17 protein-coding genes and 1 pseudogene are annotated in these 18,876 nt (G+C 67.5%); 12 read left to right on the forward strand and 6 right to left on the reverse strand.

What is annotated here, in order from left to right; genetic code table 11:
* Nucleotides 1-259: 259 nt before the first annotated feature.
* Together purL and EXE45_RS06155 are read left to right on the forward strand one after the other, a co-directional pair.
* Nucleotides 260-2,530, forward strand: coding sequence for a phosphoribosylformylglycinamidine synthase subunit PurL (gene purL, locus EXE45_RS06150; RefSeq protein ID WP_137693814.1), 2,271 nt, complete (start codon nt 260-262; stop codon nt 2,528-2,530).
* A gap of 158 nt (nt 2,531-2,688) precedes the next feature.
* Nucleotides 2,689-3,852 (forward strand): ABC transporter ATP-binding protein, encoded by a 1,164-nt coding sequence (locus tag EXE45_RS06155; protein ID WP_137693815.1) that lies wholly within the window; start codon nt 2,689-2,691, stop codon nt 3,850-3,852.
* A gap of 52 nt (nt 3,853-3,904) precedes the next feature.
* Here the strand turns inward: EXE45_RS06155 and EXE45_RS20365 are convergent, their stop codons facing one another.
* Nucleotides 3,905-4,054, reverse strand: coding sequence for a hypothetical protein (locus tag EXE45_RS20365; protein ID WP_167603354.1), 150 nt, complete (start codon nt 4,052-4,054; stop codon nt 3,905-3,907).
* Between the two features lie 253 nt (nt 4,055-4,307).
* Between EXE45_RS20365 and EXE45_RS06160 the strand changes: the two genes are divergently transcribed.
* The gene (locus EXE45_RS06160; RefSeq protein ID WP_137693816.1) at nt 4,308-6,020 is read left to right on the forward strand and encodes an L-lactate permease; all 1,713 of its coding nucleotides are present in this window, start codon (nt 4,308-4,310) and stop codon (nt 6,018-6,020) included.
* Between the two features lie 83 nt (nt 6,021-6,103).
* Nucleotides 6,104-6,385, forward strand: coding sequence for a hypothetical protein (locus EXE45_RS06165; protein WP_137693817.1), 282 nt, complete (start codon nt 6,104-6,106; stop codon nt 6,383-6,385).
* A gap of 160 nt (nt 6,386-6,545) precedes the next feature.
* Here EXE45_RS06165 and EXE45_RS21800 read toward each other — a convergent pair.
* The 4 genes and pseudogenes from EXE45_RS21800 to EXE45_RS06185 all read right to left on the reverse strand — a co-directional run bounded on the left by EXE45_RS21800 (nt 6,546) and on the right by EXE45_RS06185 (nt 8,938).
* Nucleotides 6,546-7,045: pseudogene (locus EXE45_RS21800) on the reverse strand (DUF3368 domain-containing protein).
* Nucleotides 7,042-7,332 carry a hypothetical protein gene (locus tag EXE45_RS06175; protein WP_137693818.1) on the reverse strand — a complete coding sequence of 97 codons (291 nt, stop codon included), beginning with the start codon at nt 7,330-7,332 and terminating at the stop codon, nt 7,042-7,044. The pseudogene EXE45_RS21800 and the gene EXE45_RS06175 overlap by 4 nt, the downstream one beginning before the upstream one ends.
* Nucleotides 7,333-7,396: 64 nt before the next feature.
* On the reverse strand, nt 7,397-8,203 hold the full coding sequence (locus EXE45_RS06180) for a hypothetical protein (protein ID WP_158294250.1): 807 nt from the start codon (nt 8,201-8,203) through the stop codon (nt 7,397-7,399).
* A gap of 153 nt (nt 8,204-8,356) precedes the next feature.
* Nucleotides 8,357-8,938 (reverse strand): hypothetical protein, encoded by a 582-nt coding sequence (locus tag EXE45_RS06185; protein WP_137693820.1) that lies wholly within the window; start codon nt 8,936-8,938, stop codon nt 8,357-8,359.
* Nucleotides 8,939-9,406: 468 nt separating this feature from the next.
* Here EXE45_RS06185 and EXE45_RS06190 point away from each other — a divergent pair, with 468 nt between their 5' ends.
* The 7 genes from EXE45_RS06190 to EXE45_RS06220 all read left to right on the forward strand — a co-directional run bounded on the left by EXE45_RS06190 (nt 9,407) and on the right by EXE45_RS06220 (nt 17,843).
* Nucleotides 9,407-10,009, forward strand: coding sequence for a DUF1102 domain-containing protein (locus tag EXE45_RS06190; protein WP_137693821.1), 603 nt, complete (start codon nt 9,407-9,409; stop codon nt 10,007-10,009).
* Between the two features lie 4 nt (nt 10,010-10,013).
* Nucleotides 10,014-11,678: a DUF1102 domain-containing protein gene (locus EXE45_RS06195; protein ID WP_158294251.1), complete on the forward strand. Its 1,665-nt coding sequence runs from the start codon at nt 10,014-10,016 to the stop codon at nt 11,676-11,678.
* Nucleotides 11,679-11,816: 138 nt separating this feature from the next.
* The gene (locus tag EXE45_RS06200; protein WP_137693823.1) at nt 11,817-12,530 is read left to right on the forward strand and encodes a hypothetical protein; all 714 of its coding nucleotides are present in this window, start codon (nt 11,817-11,819) and stop codon (nt 12,528-12,530) included.
* 134 nt (nt 12,531-12,664) lie between these two features.
* Nucleotides 12,665-14,197, forward strand: a complete 1,533-nt coding sequence (locus EXE45_RS06205) for a CARDB domain-containing protein (RefSeq protein WP_137693824.1) — start codon at nt 12,665-12,667, stop codon at nt 14,195-14,197.
* Between the two features lie 115 nt (nt 14,198-14,312).
* Entirely contained in the window at nt 14,313-15,209 is an 897-nt protein-coding gene (locus EXE45_RS06210; RefSeq protein WP_092920962.1) for a hypothetical protein, read from the forward strand.
* A 148-nt stretch (nt 15,210-15,357) separates the two neighbouring features.
* The gene (locus EXE45_RS06215; RefSeq protein ID WP_137693825.1) at nt 15,358-16,521 is read left to right on the forward strand and encodes a signal peptidase I; all 1,164 of its coding nucleotides are present in this window, start codon (nt 15,358-15,360) and stop codon (nt 16,519-16,521) included.
* 2 nt (nt 16,522-16,523) lie between these two features.
* Nucleotides 16,524-17,843, forward strand: coding sequence for a DUF5305 domain-containing protein (locus tag EXE45_RS06220; protein ID WP_092920964.1), 1,320 nt, complete (start codon nt 16,524-16,526; stop codon nt 17,841-17,843).
* A gap of 70 nt (nt 17,844-17,913) precedes the next feature.
* Here EXE45_RS06220 and EXE45_RS06225 read toward each other — a convergent pair whose 3' ends face one another.
* Entirely contained in the window at nt 17,914-18,108 is a 195-nt protein-coding gene (locus EXE45_RS06225) for a heavy-metal-associated domain-containing protein (protein WP_137693826.1), read from the reverse strand.
* A gap of 115 nt (nt 18,109-18,223) precedes the next feature.
* On the opposite strand from EXE45_RS06225, the gene EXE45_RS06230 reads away from it, so the two are divergent.
* A complete protein-coding gene (locus tag EXE45_RS06230; RefSeq protein WP_137693827.1) occupies nt 18,224-18,814 on the forward strand; it encodes an AsnC family transcriptional regulator in 591 nt (196 codons plus the stop codon).
* Nucleotides 18,815-18,876: the final 62 nt, after the last annotated feature.

The following is an 18,876-nucleotide window of genomic DNA, read 5'->3' on the forward strand; positions in this document are numbered from 1 at the left end:
GCTGCCCCTTCGAGTCCCACCCGACCGCACCGCACAGCGCCTCACACCTCCCCAGCCTCGTCGCTCGCTTGGGGCTCCCTCCGGTCGCCCGCACCGCTCGCGACTCCCTCGCGCGTGCTCCTCGCGGCCGCCGAGGGCGGCCGCTCGCAGGCACGCGCCACCGCACAGCACCGCGATCCGTGTGTGGTCACGGACGAGGTATCAACACGAACGTGCGTATAGAAAAGCATTAGAACCGGCTCGGTAACCACGTAAGTGAATGAGTCTGTCCGATGCGGACCGCGAGCTCGTGACCGCGGAGCTCGGTCGGGAACCGACGGCGGCCGAGGCCGCGCTGTTCGAGAACCTCTGGAGCGAGCACTGCGCGTACCGCTCCTCGCGGCCCTTGCTGTCGGCGTTCGACAGCGAGGGCGACCAGGTCGTGGTCGGTCCCGGCGACGACGCCGCGGTCCTCGCGCTGCCGGAGCCCGACGCGGCGGACCGTCCCGCGGCCGAGCGCGACGCCGACGACTACGGCGACACCTACGTCACGTTCGGCGTCGAGAGCCACAACCACCCCTCGTTCGTCGACCCGTTCGACGGCGCGGCCACCGGCGTCGGCGGCATCGTCCGCGACACGATGAGCATGGGCGCGTACCCGATCGGACTCCTCGACTCGCTGTACTTCGGCGGCTTCGACCGCGAGCGCTCCCGGTACCTCTTCGAGGGCGTCGTCGAGGGCATCTCCCACTACGGCAACTGTATCGGCGTCCCAACGGTCGGCGGCAGCGTCGCCTTCCACGCCGGCTACGAGGGGAATCCCCTCGTCAACGTCGCCTGCGTCGGCGTCACGGACGAGGACCGGCTCGTCACGGCCACCGCGAACGAGCCGGGCAACAAACTGGTCCTCGTCGGCAACGGCACCGGCCGCGACGGGCTCGGCGGCGCGTCCTTCGCCTCGGAAGACCTCGCGGAGGACGCCGAGACCGAGGACCGCCCCGCGGTACAGGTGGGCGACCCCTACGCCGAGAAGCGACTGATCGAGTGTAACGAGGCCCTCGTGGACGAGGACCTGATCCGCTCGGCCCGCGACCTCGGCGCGGCCGGGCTCGGCGGCGCCTCCTCGGAGCTCGTCGCGAAGGGCGGGCTCGGCGCGCGGATCCACCTCGACCGCGTCCACCAGCGCGAGCCGAACATGAACCCCACCGAGATCCTGCTCGCCGAGAGCCAAGAGCGGATGTGCTACGAGGTCGCGCCCGACGACGTCGACCGCGTCGCCGCGCTCGCGGAGCGGTTCGACCTCGGCTGCTCGGTCATCGGCGAGGTGACCGACGGGAACTACGTCTGCGAGTTCGCGCGCGACGCCGAGGACGACGGCGGCGCGGGCGACCGCGAGGTCGTCGTCGACGCGCCCGCCGAGTTCCTCGCGGACGGCGCCCCGATGAACGACCTCGAGAGCGAGCCCCCGAGCCCGCCCGAGCGCGACCTCCCCGACGACGAGCCCCCGCTCGACGAGGCGGTCGCGGCCGTCCTCGGAGCGCCCTCGACCGCGAGCAAGCGCTGGGTGTACCGGCAGTACGACCACGAGGTCGGGACGCGCACGGCCCTGAAGCCGGGCGACGACGCCGCGCTGCTGGCGGTCCGAGAGACGGAAACGGAGACCGGAGCCGACGAGGCGGGCGACGACCCCGGCGACGGCGTCGGCCTCGCGCTCGCCGCCGGCGCGAACCCGAAGTGGACCGCGGTCGCGCCGTACGAGGGCGCCCGCGCGGTCGCGCTGGAGAACGCGACGAACCTCGCCGCGACCGGCGCGGTCCCGCTCGCCGCGGTCGACTGCCTCAACGGCGGCAACCCCGAGAAGCCGGACGTGTACGGCGCGTTCGAGGGGATCGTCGACGGGCTCGCGGACGCCTGCGCCGCGCTCGACGCGCCCGTCGTCGGCGGTAACGTCTCGCTGTATAACGACAGCGTCGAGGGCCCGATCCCCCCGACGCCGACGCTCGCGGTGCTGGGGACGACGCGGGGCTACGACGCGCCGCCGGCCGCGCTCGACGGCGAGCGCGCGGCCGACTCCGAACTGCTGCTCGTCGGCGCCGGCGGCGACGCGCTCGGCGGTTCCGAGTACCTCGCGCACGCCGGCGGGAGCGACCGGTTCCCGACGCTGCCGGACGAGTCCGGCGCCGCGGACGACCTCGGCGGCCTCGTCGCGTCGCTGGCGGCGGCCGCCCGCCACGAGTCGACGCTCGCCGCTCACGACGTGAGCGAGGGCGGGCTCGCGGTCGCGCTCGCGGAGCTGGTGACCGGCGACGCCGGCGTCGACGCGACGCTTCCCGACCGCGTCGCGGCCTTCGACGAGACGCCCGGACGCCTCCTCGTCCAGACGACCGACCCCGAGGCGGTCGCGGCCGCGGCGGGCGACCTCCCCGTCTTCCGGGTCGGCGAGGTGACGACCGACGGGACGCTCTCGCTCGCGGTCGGTGACGAGTCGGTCGCGCTCCCGGCCGACGCGGTCCGCGACCACCGCGACGTTATCGATCGGGAATTGTCCTGAACCGTCGCGAAGCGACGGACGGGCCCCGCCTGGCCGTGATCGGCTCTCGCGTTCTCCCGACTTCGGCGGCGCGAGAGCGAGCGATACGCTTTTAGGTGCTCCTAAAGTATGTGACGGCAACCGCGGGACGCCGGTCGCCCGGCGCCCGCCCCTCATCGATGGCATCCACGGAACCAGTCGGCACGACGCGCTCGGTCGAGTCGGACGACGCGACGGGCGGTCATCGAACGGACACCGCTTCCGACGACGCGGGCTCGTCGCCCGGAGACCCGGTGTTGTCGCTGTCTGCCGTTACGAAGGCGTTCGGCCCCGAGACCGCCGTCGACGACGTCTCGCTCGACGTCCGGTCCGGCGAACTGCTGACGTTCCTCGGCCCCTCCGGGTGCGGCAAGACGACGACGCTCCGAACCATCGCGGGCCTCGAGGAGCCGACCGAGGGTCGGATCGCCCTCGGTGACGAGGTGGTCGCCGGCGACGGGGCGTTCGTCCCGCCCGAGCAGCGCGACGTGGGCATCGTCTTCCAGAACTTCGCGCTGTTCCCCCACCTCACCGTCCGCGAGAACATCGCGTTCGGCCTGACCGACGCCGACGCCGCCGAGAGCGAGGCGCGCGTCGACGAACTGCTCGAACTGGTCGAGATGGTCGACCACGGCGGGAAGACGCCCGACCAGCTCTCCGGCGGCCAGAAGCAGCGCGTCGCGCTCGCCCGCTCGCTCGCGCCCGAGCCCGAGGTGCTCCTCTTAGACGAGCCGTTCTCGAACCTTGACGTGCGGCTCCGCGTGGAGATGCGCGAGGAGGTGCGCCGTATCCTGAAGGAGGCGGGCGTCACCGCGGTCTCGGTCACCCACGACCAGGAGGAGGCGCTCTCCATCTCCGACCGCGTCGCCGTGATGAACGACGGGACGATCGAGCAGGTCGGCCGCCCCGAGTCAGTCTTCGAGCGCCCCGAGTCGAAGTTCGTCGCCTCCTTCCTCGGGCGGGCGTCGTTCCTGGAGGGCGAGCTCCGCGACGGGAAGGTCGACACCGGGATCGGCCGCTTCGACGCGGTGACGCTGGAGGGGTACGACACCGTCTACGACGGCGCGCCCGTCGACGTCCTCGTGCGCCCCGACGACCTCCGCGCGACGCCGGCGAGCCCCGACCTCGCAGACGGCGTCGTCACCTCGCGGCAGTACGTCGGCCCCTCGTTCGTCTACCGGGTCGAGCTCGACTCCGGCGAGGCGGTCCACTGCCTCCACAACCACGTCGAGGAGTTCGACCTCGACGAGCCCGTCTCCCTGGAGCTCACCGCGGACCACCCGCTCGCCTGGTACCCGCGGTAGTCGCACCGCTACACCGCGTCGGGAACTATTTCACACGCAGCGAACGCTGCGCTCAGAAGGTCGCGAGGAACGGGATCGCGTACGCGATCAGCAGGCCGACGAGCGTGACGGCCGCGCCGATACCGACCTCGCGACTGCCGAACTCCTGCATCGGGGCGGTCACGCGCTTGTCCGGATCGGGCTCGTGCGAGTGGTCGTCCATGGCCGCGGCTCCGGCCGGGAGGCATATAAGCCCACCTGAAGCCGATGGCGGCGGCTCCCTCGGCGCCGGAGCGCCACCGGTCCTCCCGCCACGCGCCGAGAGACCGCGCTGAACGGGCGGGCCGCCGCGCGGTCCGCGACGTCAGTGACGGATCGCGCTATCGCGTCATCGATCCGTGCGGGTAATATCGTCAAAAAAGAAAATTACATATGCTTCGTTGCGGGACGCCAATATACGGTCAATTGACACAACCATGACAAACGTCCTCACGCTAGCGTTCGTCGGTGTCATCCCGATCGCGGTCGCGTTCGTCCTGCTCGCCGGACTCAGGTGGTCGGCCGCCCGGGCGATGGGGGTCGGGTGGCTGCTCGCGACCGGGATCGGGATCACGTACTGGGGCATGGAACTCGACTGGCTGGTCGCGTCGGCCGTCTACGGCGCGTTTCAGGCGGTCGACATCATCCTCATCGTCTTCGGCGCCATCCTCCTGATGAACTACCTCGAGGGAAGCGGCGCCATCGCCACCATCCGGTGGTACTTCGGGCAGATCGAGGAGGACAGGCGCATCCAGGTGCTGCTTATCGGGCTCGGCTTCATGACGATCATCGAGGGCGCGGCCGGGTTCGGGACGCCCGGCGCGCTCGCCGCGCCGCTGTTCATCGGGCTCGGCTTCCCGCCGCTGGCCGCCGCGGTGTTCGGCCTGTTCTTCAACGCGCCGAACCCGCCGTTCGGCGCGGCCGGGACGCCGGTCATCGGCGGGACCGGCGCCGTCATCGAACCGGCGCTGTCGGGCTCGGTGAGCGTCGCCGAGTTCCTCTCGATGGTCTCCGCGTGGTCCGGGGTCGTCACGGGGGTGACGTACGTGTTCTGGGGCCTCCTCGGCGTGTTCTTCCTGACGTACTGGTTCGGCGACGCCGACGGCGGCCGGAGCGTCGGCGGCGCCGTCCGCGACACGCTCCCCATCGCCCCGTTCGCGCTCCTGCTCGGCGCCGTCACCGGCGGGACACAGCTGGCGATCGCGTGGTTCGTCGGCCCCGCGCTCCCCGACATCGCGGCCGGCTTCGTCGTCCTCGGCGTCGGGCTCCTGCTCGCGAACAACGACGTCCTCGTCCCCGACCGCGAGTGGGACTTCCCGAGCGACTCGACGTGGAGCGACACCTGGCTCGGCGGGCTCGACCTCGACGAGATCTCCCGCGACCAGCCGCAAAAGGAGATGTCGGTGCTGCTGGCGTGGACGCCGTACCTGCTCGTCGCGGTCGCGCTGCTCGTCACGCGGTGGCCGAACCTCACCGTCGCCGGCACCGAGGTGCTCGCGTGGATCCAGAGCTTCTCGGTCAGCGTCGACTCGATCCTCGGCACGGAGCTCGGCTACACGCTCCAGTACCTCTACCTCCCGGGGACGATGCCGTTCATCCCCATCGCCGTCCTCACGGGGCTCATCCACAGGATGGACACCGACGAGATGGGGGCCGCGTGGCGGCGCTCGGTCGAGCAGGTCGCGCCCGCCGCGCTCACGCTGATCATCGCGGTGTCGATGACGCAGGTGATGATCCAGTCGCAGACGAACACCGCGGACCTCCTCGGCATGATGGAGGCGCTCAGCCGGGCGCTCGCGATCGGTGCGGGCGGCCTGCTCCCGATGATCTCGCCGTGGATCGGCGCCATCGGCTCCTTCATGACCGGGAGCAACACCTCCTCGAACATCCTCTTCAGCGTGCTCCAGTACAACGCCGCCGAGACGGTCGGCCTCTCCCGGACGATCGTCGTCAGCCTCCAGAACGTCGGCGGCGGCCTCGGCAACATGGTCTCGGTGCTCAACGTCGCCGCCATCTGCGGCGTCGTCGGCATCACCGGCCGCGAGGGCGACCTGCTCCGCAAGGCGATCGTTCCGATGGCCCTGTTCGCGCTGTTCGCCGGACTGTTCGGAATGCTCCTGAGCTACGTCCTCGTCCCCGGGCTGTTCTGACCCGGGACGGAGCGGTTTCGAAGCAATGCTTTCCCGCGACCGGCTCGAAATCTAGGTCGAACGACTCGACGTCGAAGACCGCTATGGGCGACTCACGAACGCCTGAGGAGGGCTCGGCCGGAAGTGACGACGGCGGTCCCGAGCGACCGCCCCGCTACGAGCAGGTGATCCGGTGGGCCGAGTATATTAAAACGCAGCCGCCGGAGGTGTGGGGCCCACAGCAGAACGCGGTTGTAAACGGCCAGATCGAGAGCGCGCAGGCGGTCGACGTGAGCGCCGAGGAGAAGAAGCGAATCCGGGAGTTCGCGGACGAGACGTTGCGGGCCGAAGGTGAGACCGACGGGGAAGATAACAGCGAGGAGTAGATCGACGCCCGAACTCAGCCGTAGAGTATCTCGTCGATGTCCGCCTCGTCGGTCGCGATCCCGGAGCTGACTCGGCCGCGCCGCATTCGTTCCTTTTCCTCCTCCGATAGCGGGAGCGGCGATGCCATACCGAGGACTCTCTCACGAGCCGTAATAGTCGTTACTCGAACGACTCCAACTTTCCGACGATCCTCGTGTACACGTCGGGCGCCACGTACCAGCCGTGATCGATCATCGCGTCGATGGTCTCACGCCCTTTTTCGTTCGACAGCCCCCCGTCCCTCGCGCCGGCGAGGACAATATACGCGATCCCGCGCGTCTCGACGCCCTCGACCGCGGCCGCCGAACGCCACGCGGCCTCGTCCATCACCGCGACCCCATCGCGCGCGCGTCGGCACACGCGAGCATCGCGACATTGGCGTCGCTCAGTCCCGAGTGACGGTCCAGCTGCGTCGCGACCGCGGAGTCGTCGATGTACCCGTCTTCGACCGCCCGCTCGATTCGGCGCGCGTCGTCGTAGCCCGCCTCGATCCCCTCGGTCACGACCTCGCGGTACACCAGTTCGGGGACGAGCCGGGGATCCGAAACCGTCTCGACGACGCTCAGCCGTTCCGCCTCCGTAAGGTAGATCAGCGCGGTCGCGTTGAAGACCCAGGTCACAGGTCGTCGAGGTCGGCTTCTAGGTGGTCGCCCGATACCCACGGGTGGTCAGACTCCTCGACGAGCCGCGCGAACTCCCAAACCGACAGGTCAGCGGGGTCGGCGGCCCCCGCGAGCGAGACCTCGCCCTCCGTGAACCGGTCGAGCGCGCGTTCTCGGCGCCACTCGTCGAGCCCCTCAGAGAGAAGTTTTCTGACCGCCGTGCTCCGGTCGAGCCGTTCCGATTCGAGGTATGCCTCGAGTTCGGCTTCGAGGTCGTCGGGGACGCGAGCGGAGATGGTGGGCATAGCGTTCGCTATGTGTGAACTGTATACCACTGTTCGGATGGACGATCACAGAGTGATACGAACCTTAGAACGGATAGTCCTCGGCGTTACTGACGATGTTCCCTGCTCCGGGATCTGGATTCTTGAAGATGCCGAGTCCGTCAATCCCAACTCCGGCGATCGGCTCCTCGAGATAATCATCTTCGAAATCGTCGATCCACAGCTTCGTGTTTACATGGACCTCTTCGAAGTCCTCGCTTACACTCTCTCCTCCGTCACCGCAGTACAGCTTCGCATCGACGACCCCTTCCATCCCGTTGCCCCCGCCTCCGTTCTCGGTCGTGAGGATACGGACCTTCTTGCCGCCCCCGGCGAATTTCACTCTCTCGACGTGCTCACTCACGTTCTCGTTCGATTCGCCGCTGTCGTCGTCCTCGTCGCACCTGACCGTAAACGTCCGTGTCTTATTTACCGTCGTTCCGGTGTCTACGACCCTGCCCAAGAAGGTGAGTGCGAGGTCCAGCCTTCCACCTCCGTCGCACTCGGCGGTCACGTCGGCGGAATTCCCTGTGCCTATCGTAATGTCGGCACGGTTGTCGGCGTCCGACTCCCCGTCATCCTCGCTACCTTCCTCGTCGCCTTCGTCCGCCTCTCCCTCGATCTCGACCTGAATATCACCGCCGTCTGCTTCGACCACAACCGCTCCAGTCGTTGATTCGAGTTTCGCGGTGACGGTTAGGTCGAGTGTTCCGGCGAACTGGTTCTTGATTCGTACGACTCCATTTTCAATATCCCCGTCAAGCCCCAGATACGCGTTCTCGTCTTCCACGACGTTCACCGACACCTCCCGCTCGGCCGAGACGCTGCTGAACGCGCCGGTCCCGACGCTCATCGCGCCGGAGCTCGCACCGCCGAGCAGTAGGACGAAGTTCCGTCGTTTCATTTGCGATGAGTTCGCACAGTCCGTTCACTCGATCCAACGCGTCCCGACCGTAAGGTTATGCGGCGCCGGAACCGCAGAAAGCGCCGCTTGAAACCGCTCGCCTTACCTCAGTTCCGGGGGTTCCTCGGGTTCGCCGACCTTCATCTCCGCGGTGTAGTACTTGTGCGTGATCGCGGAGAACGCGAACGCCACGACGATGGCGACCGTCCACGCCATGTCGGGAAGGAGGACGAACGGCCACGCGTCCAGCGCCACCGCGCCGGTGAGCGCGGTGGCGACGCCCGAGAGCCCCAGGTAGTAGGTGCTCCACGGGATCTCCTTCCCCTCGACGACGTCCATGTAGAGGTCGACGTTCTGGATCGCTTCCGTGGGCTCGACGATCCCCCGGTCCTTGTTGAACTCGACGACGCCCGCGTCGTCCATCTTCGGCAGGTGGGACTGCTGGAGCGCGGTGTACACGCGCTTGCGCTCGTTGCCGGTGATCTCGGCCGTGTCGATCCCGTTCTCCCACGCCGCGATCTGCTCGGCCATGTCGCCGATCTCGAACCGCTCCTTCTCCTCCCGCTTCAGCAGGTGAACCGCGAACCGCCGCCGCTGGTTCGCCAGCACGTCGAACAGCTCGTCCTCGGACACCTCCGTCGCCGGTTCTGCCCCCTCCCCGTCAATCTGCTGTACCGACGCCATTTCTGTCAGACATATATGAACACGCCAACATAAATCCAGTGGTTATGATAATCTGGTAAACTTTCTCTCCGTTCTAACAGCCGGTCCTGAAGATCGGCTATACAACTGTTTCAAGGCCTATAAACCCGAATAAACGCATTTATTCGAGTTACATTCACAGCCGTTTTTTTCTATTTATTGGATCCTATCACATCAGATAGCATCTCAACAGGAACGATTGCCGCTTCAGGGCGAGCCTGAACGGTCCCCGAGAGGGGTCTCAGGTCGGGCCTGAACCGACCGAATCGGGATTCAAGCGGGGGCAGAACCGGCCGGCCGGGGGTTCAGCTCCGCCCGGAACTGGTTCTGGAAATTCATAACGATATGGGATAGACCCCATGGGTGTCGTAGAGCGACCCCGGGTGACGCGGGATGTCCCGCGTTGGCGGCCCGTGGGTCGTATCGGTCAACACGAGGTCAACGATAATAATGGCAAACCGACGAAAATTCATTACTGGTCTCGGTGCACTGGCTGTAGGGAGTGCAGCTGCAGTAGGTACGGGGGCGTTCACAAGTGTGACAGCGGAGCGTACAGTCGAAGTAAATGTTGCCGGTGACAAGAGCGCGTATCTCGGGTTAGAACCGGTTAGTAGCAGTCCCAACTCGGATTTCGTGGAAGTAAACAGCAAAGAGGTCAGCCTCGATTTCAGCAGCAGCAACTCGAACGTTGACGGGAACGGATTCAATCCCGACGCGACGACGCGGATCAACGACCTGCTGCGGGTCAAGAACCAGGGCACTCAGAGTGTGAACTTCTGGGTCAATATTGAGAACCTGGGCGCGGGGAGCGACTTCGTGACCATCGAGGCGAGCGGGTTCCCGACGTTCGATTCCAGATTCGGGAGTACGACCGGCGCGAGCTCGCAGCTCGCCTTCGACGGCGGGAACGCCGGCAGCGTGCGTCCGTACACCCTCGGCACGGGCGAGGACATCTACCTCCACCTAGTCGTCGACGCGGTCGGGGAATCGGCCAACAGCTTCAGCGGTTCAGTGACGTTCGTCGCCGAAAATGACGGGACGCCGGGTAACTAATCATATGAAACGACGCAACCTCATCATCGGAATGGGATCGTTCGCTGCTGCTGGGGGCGCCGCAGTCGGTACCGGGGCGTTCTCGACAGCCGAAGCCACTCGGGATGTATCCGTCCGGGTGGCGAACGAGAACAACGCGTACCTGTCGATCAAGCCCTCGAACACCGCGAACGGGCAGTTCGCCACCCAGGGATCGTCTAACCAGATCGGACTGGACTTCTCCGGGAGCGGCAACAGCGGTAGCGGTGTCGGCCAGGATTCCGTGTACAATTTCGACGACGTGTTCCGGATCTCAAATCAGGGTACTCAGACGATCTACGTCTGGTCGAGGCTCTCCGGTGGGTCGAAGTTTGACGATAATAACCTCTACTTCTACCCGAACGATTCGCGGGCGACGGAACTGAACGATAGTTCGAACAGCGTGCTTACCCTCAGCCCGGGCGAGGGCGCGAAGGTCGGTGTCCACGTTGATACCGAAAGCGTCTCGACCGGCTCCGACACCATCACGGCGACGATCCGGGCCGACGTTAACAAGCCCGAGAATTCCGGATCCGTCGGTCCGGATGGTGACCAAGCGCTGGTCGTTAGTCAGGACGGGGACACCGGAGACTTCAGCTCAATCCAGAGCGCCATCGACAGCGCCGACGGGACCGACATCATCGTCCAGCCCGGAACGTACGAAGAACGGCCGGTGATCCCGGGCAGTGCGAGTGGCCTTACTCTACGTGGTGCCGGGGAAGGAGAGGTCACCATCGACGCGAGTGACGATAGTCAGTTCTCCAACCGATACGGTCTTGAGATTGAAGCCGGCGCCGAGGATGTCACGTTGAGGGACTTCACGCTCAAGGGCCCCGTCAGTACCGGGGGAGGATATCCGAGTGGTTATTTCGGCCTGAAAATTTACGGCGTGACAGGGCTCGAAGTGAGGAACGTCACCGTCAAGGGATCGTCACTCTCCGAAGTCGATCTCAACGGCGTAACTGATGCGGTGCTCGCAAACGTTACGGCCGACGGGGAGAACCCGAACGCATCTTCAACGAGCGGAACCGGGCTATTCCTCACGAACTGTCGGAACATCACAGTCAAGAATATTAAGACCCGGAACAACGACTGGGGCGGTATCGGCATCTCCGCGTGGGATCAAGGTGGGGATGACGGGGAGGCCGGTCAGGAGGTCGGCGCGGATCCGGCGGCACGAGGGATTAGTCTTGTCGGCACCAACAACGAGATTGAGGAAGACCTGCCCCTCTACACTGAAGAGGAACCCGGTGGTACCGATTTCCACCAGCAGAATCGTAACTCCGAGGTTGATACTGATGGAGACAGCGACTGGGACGTGTTCTTCCCGATCGCTGGCGACTCCAGCGCAGGGTCTGATCACGACGTAACCGTTGGAACAGTTGATCCTGGCAGCGGAGTCAGCAATAGCCTCTCGCACACCGTTACACTCAAGCGATACCCTGTCGTGGTGACCGATGACGAAGACGCCCCGAACGAAGTGGGCTCGGCGGGCCTGATCACTGAGCAGTACTTCGTCTCTTCGAGTGAGCGGGAGAGCGTGATTAATTCGCCGCGAGTTGCCGATTCGTGGAACGCAGGTGGTGATCTGAACGAGGTGGAGTTTAGCGGCGGCTTCGTCTACCAAATTGAGCGTAAAGACAACGTATAGAACTCGACCGGACGAGTAGCTCACTCGCCGTGTCGGGTCTTCATTCACCCACGCCGGTGCGAGGCAACCCCTCCGCTTGATCGGGGGGACGCCTTAGCGGTTCGACTCCGCCGGTGGGCTTCAATAAAAGGACCGAATATGAACCGACGAAAACTCCTCGCCACGCTCGGCGTGGCGGCGACAGGCACCTCCGCGGCGGTCGGCACCGGCGCGTTCACCAGCGTGGGCGCTGACCGAACTGTATCGGTGAACGTGGCTGGGGATGAGCAGGCGTACCTGGGGTTAGAGCCGGCTTCAGGTCCGAATGGAGATTACGCGCGAACGGAGAACGGGCAGCTCGCGGTTCACCTCGACAGGGTGAACGACGACGCGCTAACCCGTGTTGAGGACATATTCGTCGTCCGGAACCAGGGGACGCAAAAGGTCGGATTCCGGATCGACAAGACCGGTGAGTACACCGAGGCTGTCACGTTCATTATCGGGCGGGAACACGTCAAATCCGGTCAGGATAATCCTCCCGCAACGTACGTGCCTCGCGGAAACGGTGTCTTCAGCCTCGCCAACGGCGGGACGGTTGGCCTCGAAGTCGGCGAGGACGTTCCGATCGGGGTCCGCATCGACACTAGGGACGGCGACGCAGCAGAGGCGACTGACGAGCGCCACCCGCGCCCCGCGAACGACGGCGTCCTCGAGGCCGACATCTCCGCCGGTGATACGCTTCTCGATTCGATCACTATCGTTGCCAAGGACAGTATCGGCGGGGGCGTCAACGACGACAATAGCGTTACCCCAGCGAACAACCCTAACTCACGCCGCAAGGACGGAAACAGCTTACAGGCGAACGGGAATTAATCCATGAGAGGCTTATCAAAATATCCGGAGTCAAATAGTGTATTCGACTGACTCATCGGCTTCAATCTGAGCCAGAACGTTTTCAGATACAGCATAACCAAGCTAGTAGAGTATATACTGTAGAATAACCACCGATGCCCACCGCCCGCCGCACCCTGACCCTCGCCCTCCTCCTCGTAGCCGCAGGGTCGCTCGCGTTCGCCACGGGTGCGGCGGTGATCGACGGCGACGCGGACACCGTCGCCGACGGCGACCTCGCGATCCAGCCGGCCGACGGCCCGAACGGGCGGTACGCGTATTTAAATGACGACGACGAGATCGCGATCGACGTCTCGGCGTCGAACCCGAACATCAAGGACCCCTCCTTCGAGGGCGTCAACGTCGGGGCGACCGGGACGATCGACGACGTGTTCACGATCACGTACACGGCTGACGAGTACGCGCACGTCTGGATCGAGTACGCGAGCGAGAACGTCACCTTCGTCGCCGACGGCGACTCGATCGAGGGCGAGGCGAACAACGTCACGCTCGCGCCGAACGAGACGGTCGCGGTCGGCCTCGCGCTCGACACGCGCGGGAAGGCCGCCGGGACGCAGCTGGGCGCCGACGAGTTCTCGATCGAGGCGAAGATCGCGGAGCCGGACAAGGTGACGACCCAAGCGATGGGCGCGTCGACCCAGCAAATCGGCGACGGCGGCCCGACTACGACGGTCGTCTCCCCGAGCGCGGACCGCCGCGGGTTCGTCGCGAGCGGTATCGAGTCCGGCGAGGAGGTCCGGTTCCTGGCCGACGGCATGGAAATCGACGGCGAGAACGTCACCCTCGAGGGGATCGACCTGATGGGCGTCCGGACCGAGCGCGTCGAACTGGACGCCGCGGGGAGCTCGGACCCCTTCGCGAACGGGAGCGCGCTGACCGCGCCGACGCGTCCCCGCCCGGTCGGGTACCTCTCGCTCGACTACGACTTCGCACCCGACGCGGTCGACGCGATGACGATCCGCTTCAGCGCGGACCCGGCGTACCTCAACGCGACCGGGACCGACCCCGAGGACGTGGCGCTCTACCGGCGGACGGACGCGGGCGACTGGGAGGCGAAGCCCGTGGCGGTCGTCGACGAGGCGGTCGTCGATATCCTCGGGCTCCCCGAGGACCGCGTCCACTTCCGCGCGACGACCGAACCGTCCTCGACGTTCGCGGTCGCGGCGCACGCCCCCCGGTACGACGTGACCGAGGCGACGGTCGCGCCCGGGGCGGTCGACCCCGGCGAGAACGTCACGGTCCGGACGACCCTGCGGAACGGGGGCGGCGCGCCCGGCGAGCGCACGGTGACGCTGACGGCGAACGGCACCCCGATCGCGAACGAGACGGTGACGCTCGCGCCGAACGAGACGGCGACGGTCGCGTTCGACGCGACCTTCGAGACCGCCGGCGCCTACGACCTCGCGGTCGACGGGACTCGGGTCGGCACCCTGCTCGTCGGCGACCCAGCGAGCGACGACGCGGGGGGATCGGGCGACGAGTCGAATGTCGGCACTGACGAGTCCGCCACTGTTACCGGGCCCTCGGAAGAGCCGTTCGGGATCGATCCGGCCGACCTCGCCGGTCCGCTCGCGCTCATGATAATCTCTCTTGCCACCCTCGCGCTCGTCCGGCGGATGCCGCGATGACTGGTCGGTCGGCGGGGGTGGCTCTCGTCCGGACCGCCCTCTCGGGCATCGATTTTGCGGCGGTGAGTCGCGCGCCGACAGTTCTTAACCGCTGGTCGCCGACCTCGGACCCGTGATGACGTCCGCGACCGACGGGGGGGACCGCGCTGCCAACGCCGCCGACCGGCGCGCGGACCGCGCGTTCCGCCGGGAGCTGTTCGCGAGCGTCCGCGCGGTCGACCTGCTCGCGCTGCTCGCGGTGCCGGCGGTCCTGCTCGCGGTGTTCACGCTGCCGGAAGCGACCCGGCGCTCGCTCGCGTTCGCGTACACCGACCCGACGCTGCCGTCGGCGTTCACGGCACACTACGTCCACCTCGGCGCCGACCACCTCCTCGGGAACCTCGTCGGGTACGGGCTCCTCGCCGGCGTCGGCTACGCGCTCGCGGTCCTGAGCGGGCGCCGCCGCCTCTTTTTCACGGCGTTCGTCACCTACCTCGGCGCGTTTCCGTTCGCGCTGTCCGCGCTGAACCTCGCCGTCCCGCGGGACGCGATCGGGTTCGGCTTCTCCGGCGTCAACATGGCGCTCGCGGGACTGCTCCCGATCCTGTGGTACTGTTACGCCCGCGAGCAGTTCGCGCCCGCGGCCTCCGTCGCCGCGCTGCCGGCGGTCTTCTTCGCGCTCGTCGGATGGATCGCGCTCCTCGCGCTCCCCGTCTCGACGGAGGGAATCGGGCTCGCGGGGCCGGCGATCGGCCTCGCGGGCGCGCTCCTCGCGGTGCTGTACGCGGCCGGCAGCGGGGTGCGGTTCCCGCGCCCGATCCGGACACACGCGAAATCGGTCGCGTCGCGCCCCGGCTACGGCGACCTGCTTGCCGTCGGCGCGGTGGTGGCGGTCGGGTACCCCGTGGTCGGCTTCCCGTCGAACCCCGCCGGCGGGGGGAGCGTCGTGAACCTCTACGTCCACTTCCTCGGGTTCTGTCTCGGCTTCATCGCCCCGTTCGCGCTGCTCGCGGGCGGCGCCTTCGACGGCTAGGGCCGTCCGCAACCGTCCGGACTCGCCTCCACCCACGAACTTATTAGGACACGCCGCCCTTCAGCGATCGACGGCTACCTGACGCTCGCGCGACAGGAACCCGATTCCGACGGTCGTCCGCGAGCCCGTCCCGCTCGAGTCCGACACAATGTCCATCAAACGAACGCTGTCCGTGGCCCTCCAGGTGGCCGCGGTGCTGGTCGTCCTCTCGCTCGTCGTCGGGCAGTTCCTCGGCCAACCGATCCTCCTCAGCTACGTCGAGACGGGGAGCATGCAGCCGACGCTCGACCCGGGCGACGGGTTCGTGGCGATCCCGGCCCAGATCGCGGGCGATATCAGGCCGGGGGACGTCGTGACCTTCGAGGCTCAAGAGATCCAGGGCGGCGGCCTCACGACCCACCGAGTCGTCGAGGAGACCGAACGCGGGTACATCACCCGCGGGGACAACAACCCCTTCACCGATCAGGACGGGGGTGAGCCGGTCGTTCAGGACGCGCAGATCGTCGCGAAGGCGCTCCAGATCGGCGGTGGCGTCGTCGTGATCCCTCATCTGGGTACCGCCGCCATGGGCTTCCAGTCCGCGCTCGGCGCCGTCCAGACGCGGTTGGCGGTCACGTTCGGTGCTCGAGCGTTCCTGGGAACGCAGGGGCTGGCATACATCGTCTTCGGGCTGTCGATGGTCGCGTACGCGGTCGACTGGTACCTCCACGCCGGCACGCGCGACCGCGGCTCGCGCGACCGCTCCCGCGACGACGGCACCTCCATGCTGGCGATCCTCGGCGTGTTGGCGCTGGTGCTGATGGCGACGGCGACGGCCGCGATGGTCGTCCCCGCCGGGACACAGGAGTACGGCGTCGTGAGCGCCGAGTTCGAGTCCGAGAACCCGACCGTCATCGAGCGCGGCACGAGCCAGGAGATCGAGTACGTCGTCCCCAACTCGGGGCTCGTCCCCGTGTACGCGTACGTCACGCCGGCCAGCCCGGGCGTCGACGTCGACCCGCAGCGGCTCTCGGTCGGCAGTCGCGGCGAGGCGTCGACGACGGTGACGCTGTCCGCGCCCGACGAGACCGGGTACTACCGGCTCTTCGTCGTCGAACACCGCTACCTCGCCGTGTTGCCGCCCGGTATCGTCGACGAGCTGTACGGGGTCCACCCCTGGGCGCCGCTCGTCGCGATAAACGGGCTTCTCGGCGGCGGTATCGTCGGAATCGGGTTGGTGCTGTTGCGCGGCGAGCCCGCCCGGATCCGGTCGCGCGACTCCCGCGAGCGGCCCCCCCTCCACAGGCGACTCCTCCGCGAGTTCTACAGGTGACCATGGCTTCAGACCCAAACGAAACCCGTCTCCGACTCCGCGCCGTTTTGAACGCACAGTCCACGGCGATACTCGTCGTCTGCCTCCTCCTGGTCGCGGTCGGCGCGGGGCTCGCGTACACGACGCACGTCGATCCCGGCACGGAGACGCAGACGCGGACGGTCTCCTCGCTCACCGTCGAAAGCGAGTACCGGCACAGCGCGACCGTGACGGAGCCGAACGCCGTCTTCGAGACCGGCGCGGTGCTCGACGAGCGAAGCACGTACTTCACGCGGATCGCTCCCGAACTCGACGTGAGCGTGGCGACGAGCTACGCGGCGTCGACCGCCGAGAACGTGACCGTCGAACTGGCTTCCGCCCTCGTGATTCGCAACGTCGGTGAGCAGGGGACCGTCTACTGGCGCGAGACGGAGCCGCTCGCGTCGGAGACCGTCTCGAACGTCGCCCCCGGCGAGCCCGTGAACGCCTCGTTCACGCTCAACAGCACCGCGATCGACGGGCGAGTGGCGGCGATCGAAGAGGGGCTCGGCGCCTCGCCCGGACAGACAGAGACGTTCGTCAGGACCGAGGTCGCCGTCGACGGGTCGATCGGTGGCGTCCCCACGACGTCGACGCAGACGCTCGACATGACGATATCCCACGACGGCGCCACCTACTCCGTCTCCGATCCCGGCGTCCAGTCCGCCACAACGGAGCGGACCGTGTCGGAGACCGTCGAGCGGGAGTACGGCGTGCTCCGGTCGTTCGGCGGCCCGCTCCTCCTGTTCGTCGGCCTCGTCGGCGCCGGCGGGATCGGCTACGCGACCCGGGAGTACGACCTCGCGCTCACGCCCGCGGAGCGCGAGTATCTCTCGTACCGCGACGACCGCTCGGAGTTCGACGAGTGGATCACGACGTTCCGGCTCCCGGGATCCGTTCACGAGCGCCCCACCGCCGAGGCGGGTTCGCTCCGGGACCTCGTCGACTTCGCGATAGACAACGACACCGGCGTCGTGAAGGACCCCGAGACGGGGGCCTTCCACGCCGTTTCCGGGGAGTTCATCTACACCTACCGCCCGCCCGCGCCGGGCAGCGCCGCCGACGAGGAGACTGCCGACGGTGCGGAGGTCGGCGGCGGCGCAGATTCGGGGGCGACCGCGCCGGAGGGCACGGGCTCGGCCGCGACCGCCTCGCCCCCGTCCGAGGACGGCGACTCGCCGGACGGCGGGACCGACGACGCCGGCGTCGACGTGCCGGAGGAAGCGGACGTCTGGGGGACTGACGCCCGCTCGACCGACGACGACGCGGACGGGATGGATGGTCAGAGCGACGACCGGGCCTGATCCGTCCCGGCCGCGACCGGTTCCTCCGACCGCCGTTCAGTCGCCTCCGCTCTCGGTTCGCGCTGGCCGCCTACGTCGACGCCTCGTAGCCGGCGTCCTCGATCGCGGCCACGACCGCGTCGAGGTCGGCGTCGCCCTCGACGGTCGCGGTGCCCGCCTCGTGGTCGGCGCTCGCGGACTCGACTTCCGGCAGCTCGCCGAGCGCGTCGGTCACGTTGTCCTCGCAGCCCGTACACGACATACCGTCGATGTCTATCGTCGTCATGGGCAGCCGTTGGCGCCGCGGGCACAATTGCCTTTCCGTCGCCCCCGAGGCCGACCGGTTTCCCGGACGCCCGACGCCCGGACGCCTTTTGCCCGCGCCGGTCGAACGCCCGGCCATGCGCACGCTCGACGAGACGGACCGAGAGATCATCCGGCTGCTGCTGGCCGACGCCAGGCGCCCGTACAGCGACATCGCCGAGCGCGTGGACCTGTCGGCGCCCGCGGTGTCGGACCGCGTCGACCGGCTCCGCGAGATAGGGGTGATCGAGGGGTTCACGCTCCGGATCGACGGCGACGCGCTCTCCGACGGGCTGCGAGTCCTCGCGACGCTTTCCGTCGCGCCCGCGCACGCCGACCGCGTCCACGAGGCGGTCGCGGGCCACGAGCGCGTCGAACACGCGTTCCTCACCGCCGACGGCGAGGTGACGGTCGTCGCGCGCGTCGAGGAGGGGACCGCCCGCGACCTCGTCGACGACGCGGTCGGGTTAGAGACCGTGACCGAGCTGTCGGTGCGGCCGCTCGACGCCCACGAGTGGTCGCCCGCGGTCGGCGACGCGGACCTCGCGGTCGACTGCGTCGAGTGCGGCAACACCGTCACCGCCGAGGGGGAGTCGGCCCGGATCGACGGGACGCTGTACCACTTCTGTTGCGGCTCCTGTCGGGAGAACTTCGAGGAGCGGTTCGACCGGATCGAGGAAGGGGCGTAGTCGGGGGGTCTCCGGCGCCGAGGAGAGTAACGTACTTGAGTGCCCGCCGGTTAGCCGGAGTC

Origin of the sequence: Halorubrum sp. SP9, assembly GCF_005435015.1 — an archaeon.
In the GTDB taxonomy this organism is placed as follows: Archaea; Halobacteriota; Halobacteria; order Halobacteriales; family Haloferacaceae; genus Halorubrum; species Halorubrum sodomense.

Coding starts and splice junctions, on each gene's coding strand:
- purL (WP_137693814.1), top strand. CDS start 260: ATGAGTCTGTCCGATGCGGACCGCGAGCTCGTGACCGCGGAGCTCGGT.
- EXE45_RS06155 (WP_137693815.1), top strand. CDS start 2,689: ATGGCATCCACGGAACCAGTCGGCACGACGCGCTCGGTCGAGTCGGAC.
- EXE45_RS20365 (WP_167603354.1), bottom strand. CDS start 4,054: ATGGACGACCACTCGCACGAGCCCGATCCGGACAAGCGCGTGACCGCC.
- EXE45_RS06160 (WP_137693816.1), top strand. CDS start 4,308: ATGACAAACGTCCTCACGCTAGCGTTCGTCGGTGTCATCCCGATCGCG.
- EXE45_RS06165 (WP_137693817.1), top strand. CDS start 6,104: ATGGGCGACTCACGAACGCCTGAGGAGGGCTCGGCCGGAAGTGACGAC.
- EXE45_RS06175 (WP_137693818.1), bottom strand. CDS start 7,332: ATGCCCACCATCTCCGCTCGCGTCCCCGACGACCTCGAAGCCGAACTC.
- EXE45_RS06180 (WP_158294250.1), bottom strand. CDS start 8,203: ATGAGCGTCGGGACCGGCGCGTTCAGCAGCGTCTCGGCCGAGCGGGAG.
- EXE45_RS06185 (WP_137693820.1), bottom strand. CDS start 8,938: ATGGCGTCGGTACAGCAGATTGACGGGGAGGGGGCAGAACCGGCGACG.
- EXE45_RS06190 (WP_137693821.1), top strand. CDS start 9,407: ATGGCAAACCGACGAAAATTCATTACTGGTCTCGGTGCACTGGCTGTA.
- EXE45_RS06195 (WP_158294251.1), top strand. CDS start 10,014: ATGAAACGACGCAACCTCATCATCGGAATGGGATCGTTCGCTGCTGCT.
- EXE45_RS06200 (WP_137693823.1), top strand. CDS start 11,817: ATGAACCGACGAAAACTCCTCGCCACGCTCGGCGTGGCGGCGACAGGC.
- EXE45_RS06205 (WP_137693824.1), top strand. CDS start 12,665: ATGCCCACCGCCCGCCGCACCCTGACCCTCGCCCTCCTCCTCGTAGCC.
- EXE45_RS06210 (WP_092920962.1), top strand. CDS start 14,313: ATGACGTCCGCGACCGACGGGGGGGACCGCGCTGCCAACGCCGCCGAC.
- EXE45_RS06215 (WP_137693825.1), top strand. CDS start 15,358: ATGTCCATCAAACGAACGCTGTCCGTGGCCCTCCAGGTGGCCGCGGTG.
- EXE45_RS06220 (WP_092920964.1), top strand. CDS start 16,524: ATGGCTTCAGACCCAAACGAAACCCGTCTCCGACTCCGCGCCGTTTTG.
- EXE45_RS06225 (WP_137693826.1), bottom strand. CDS start 18,108: ATGACGACGATAGACATCGACGGTATGTCGTGTACGGGCTGCGAGGAC.
- EXE45_RS06230 (WP_137693827.1), top strand. CDS start 18,224: ATGCGCACGCTCGACGAGACGGACCGAGAGATCATCCGGCTGCTGCTG.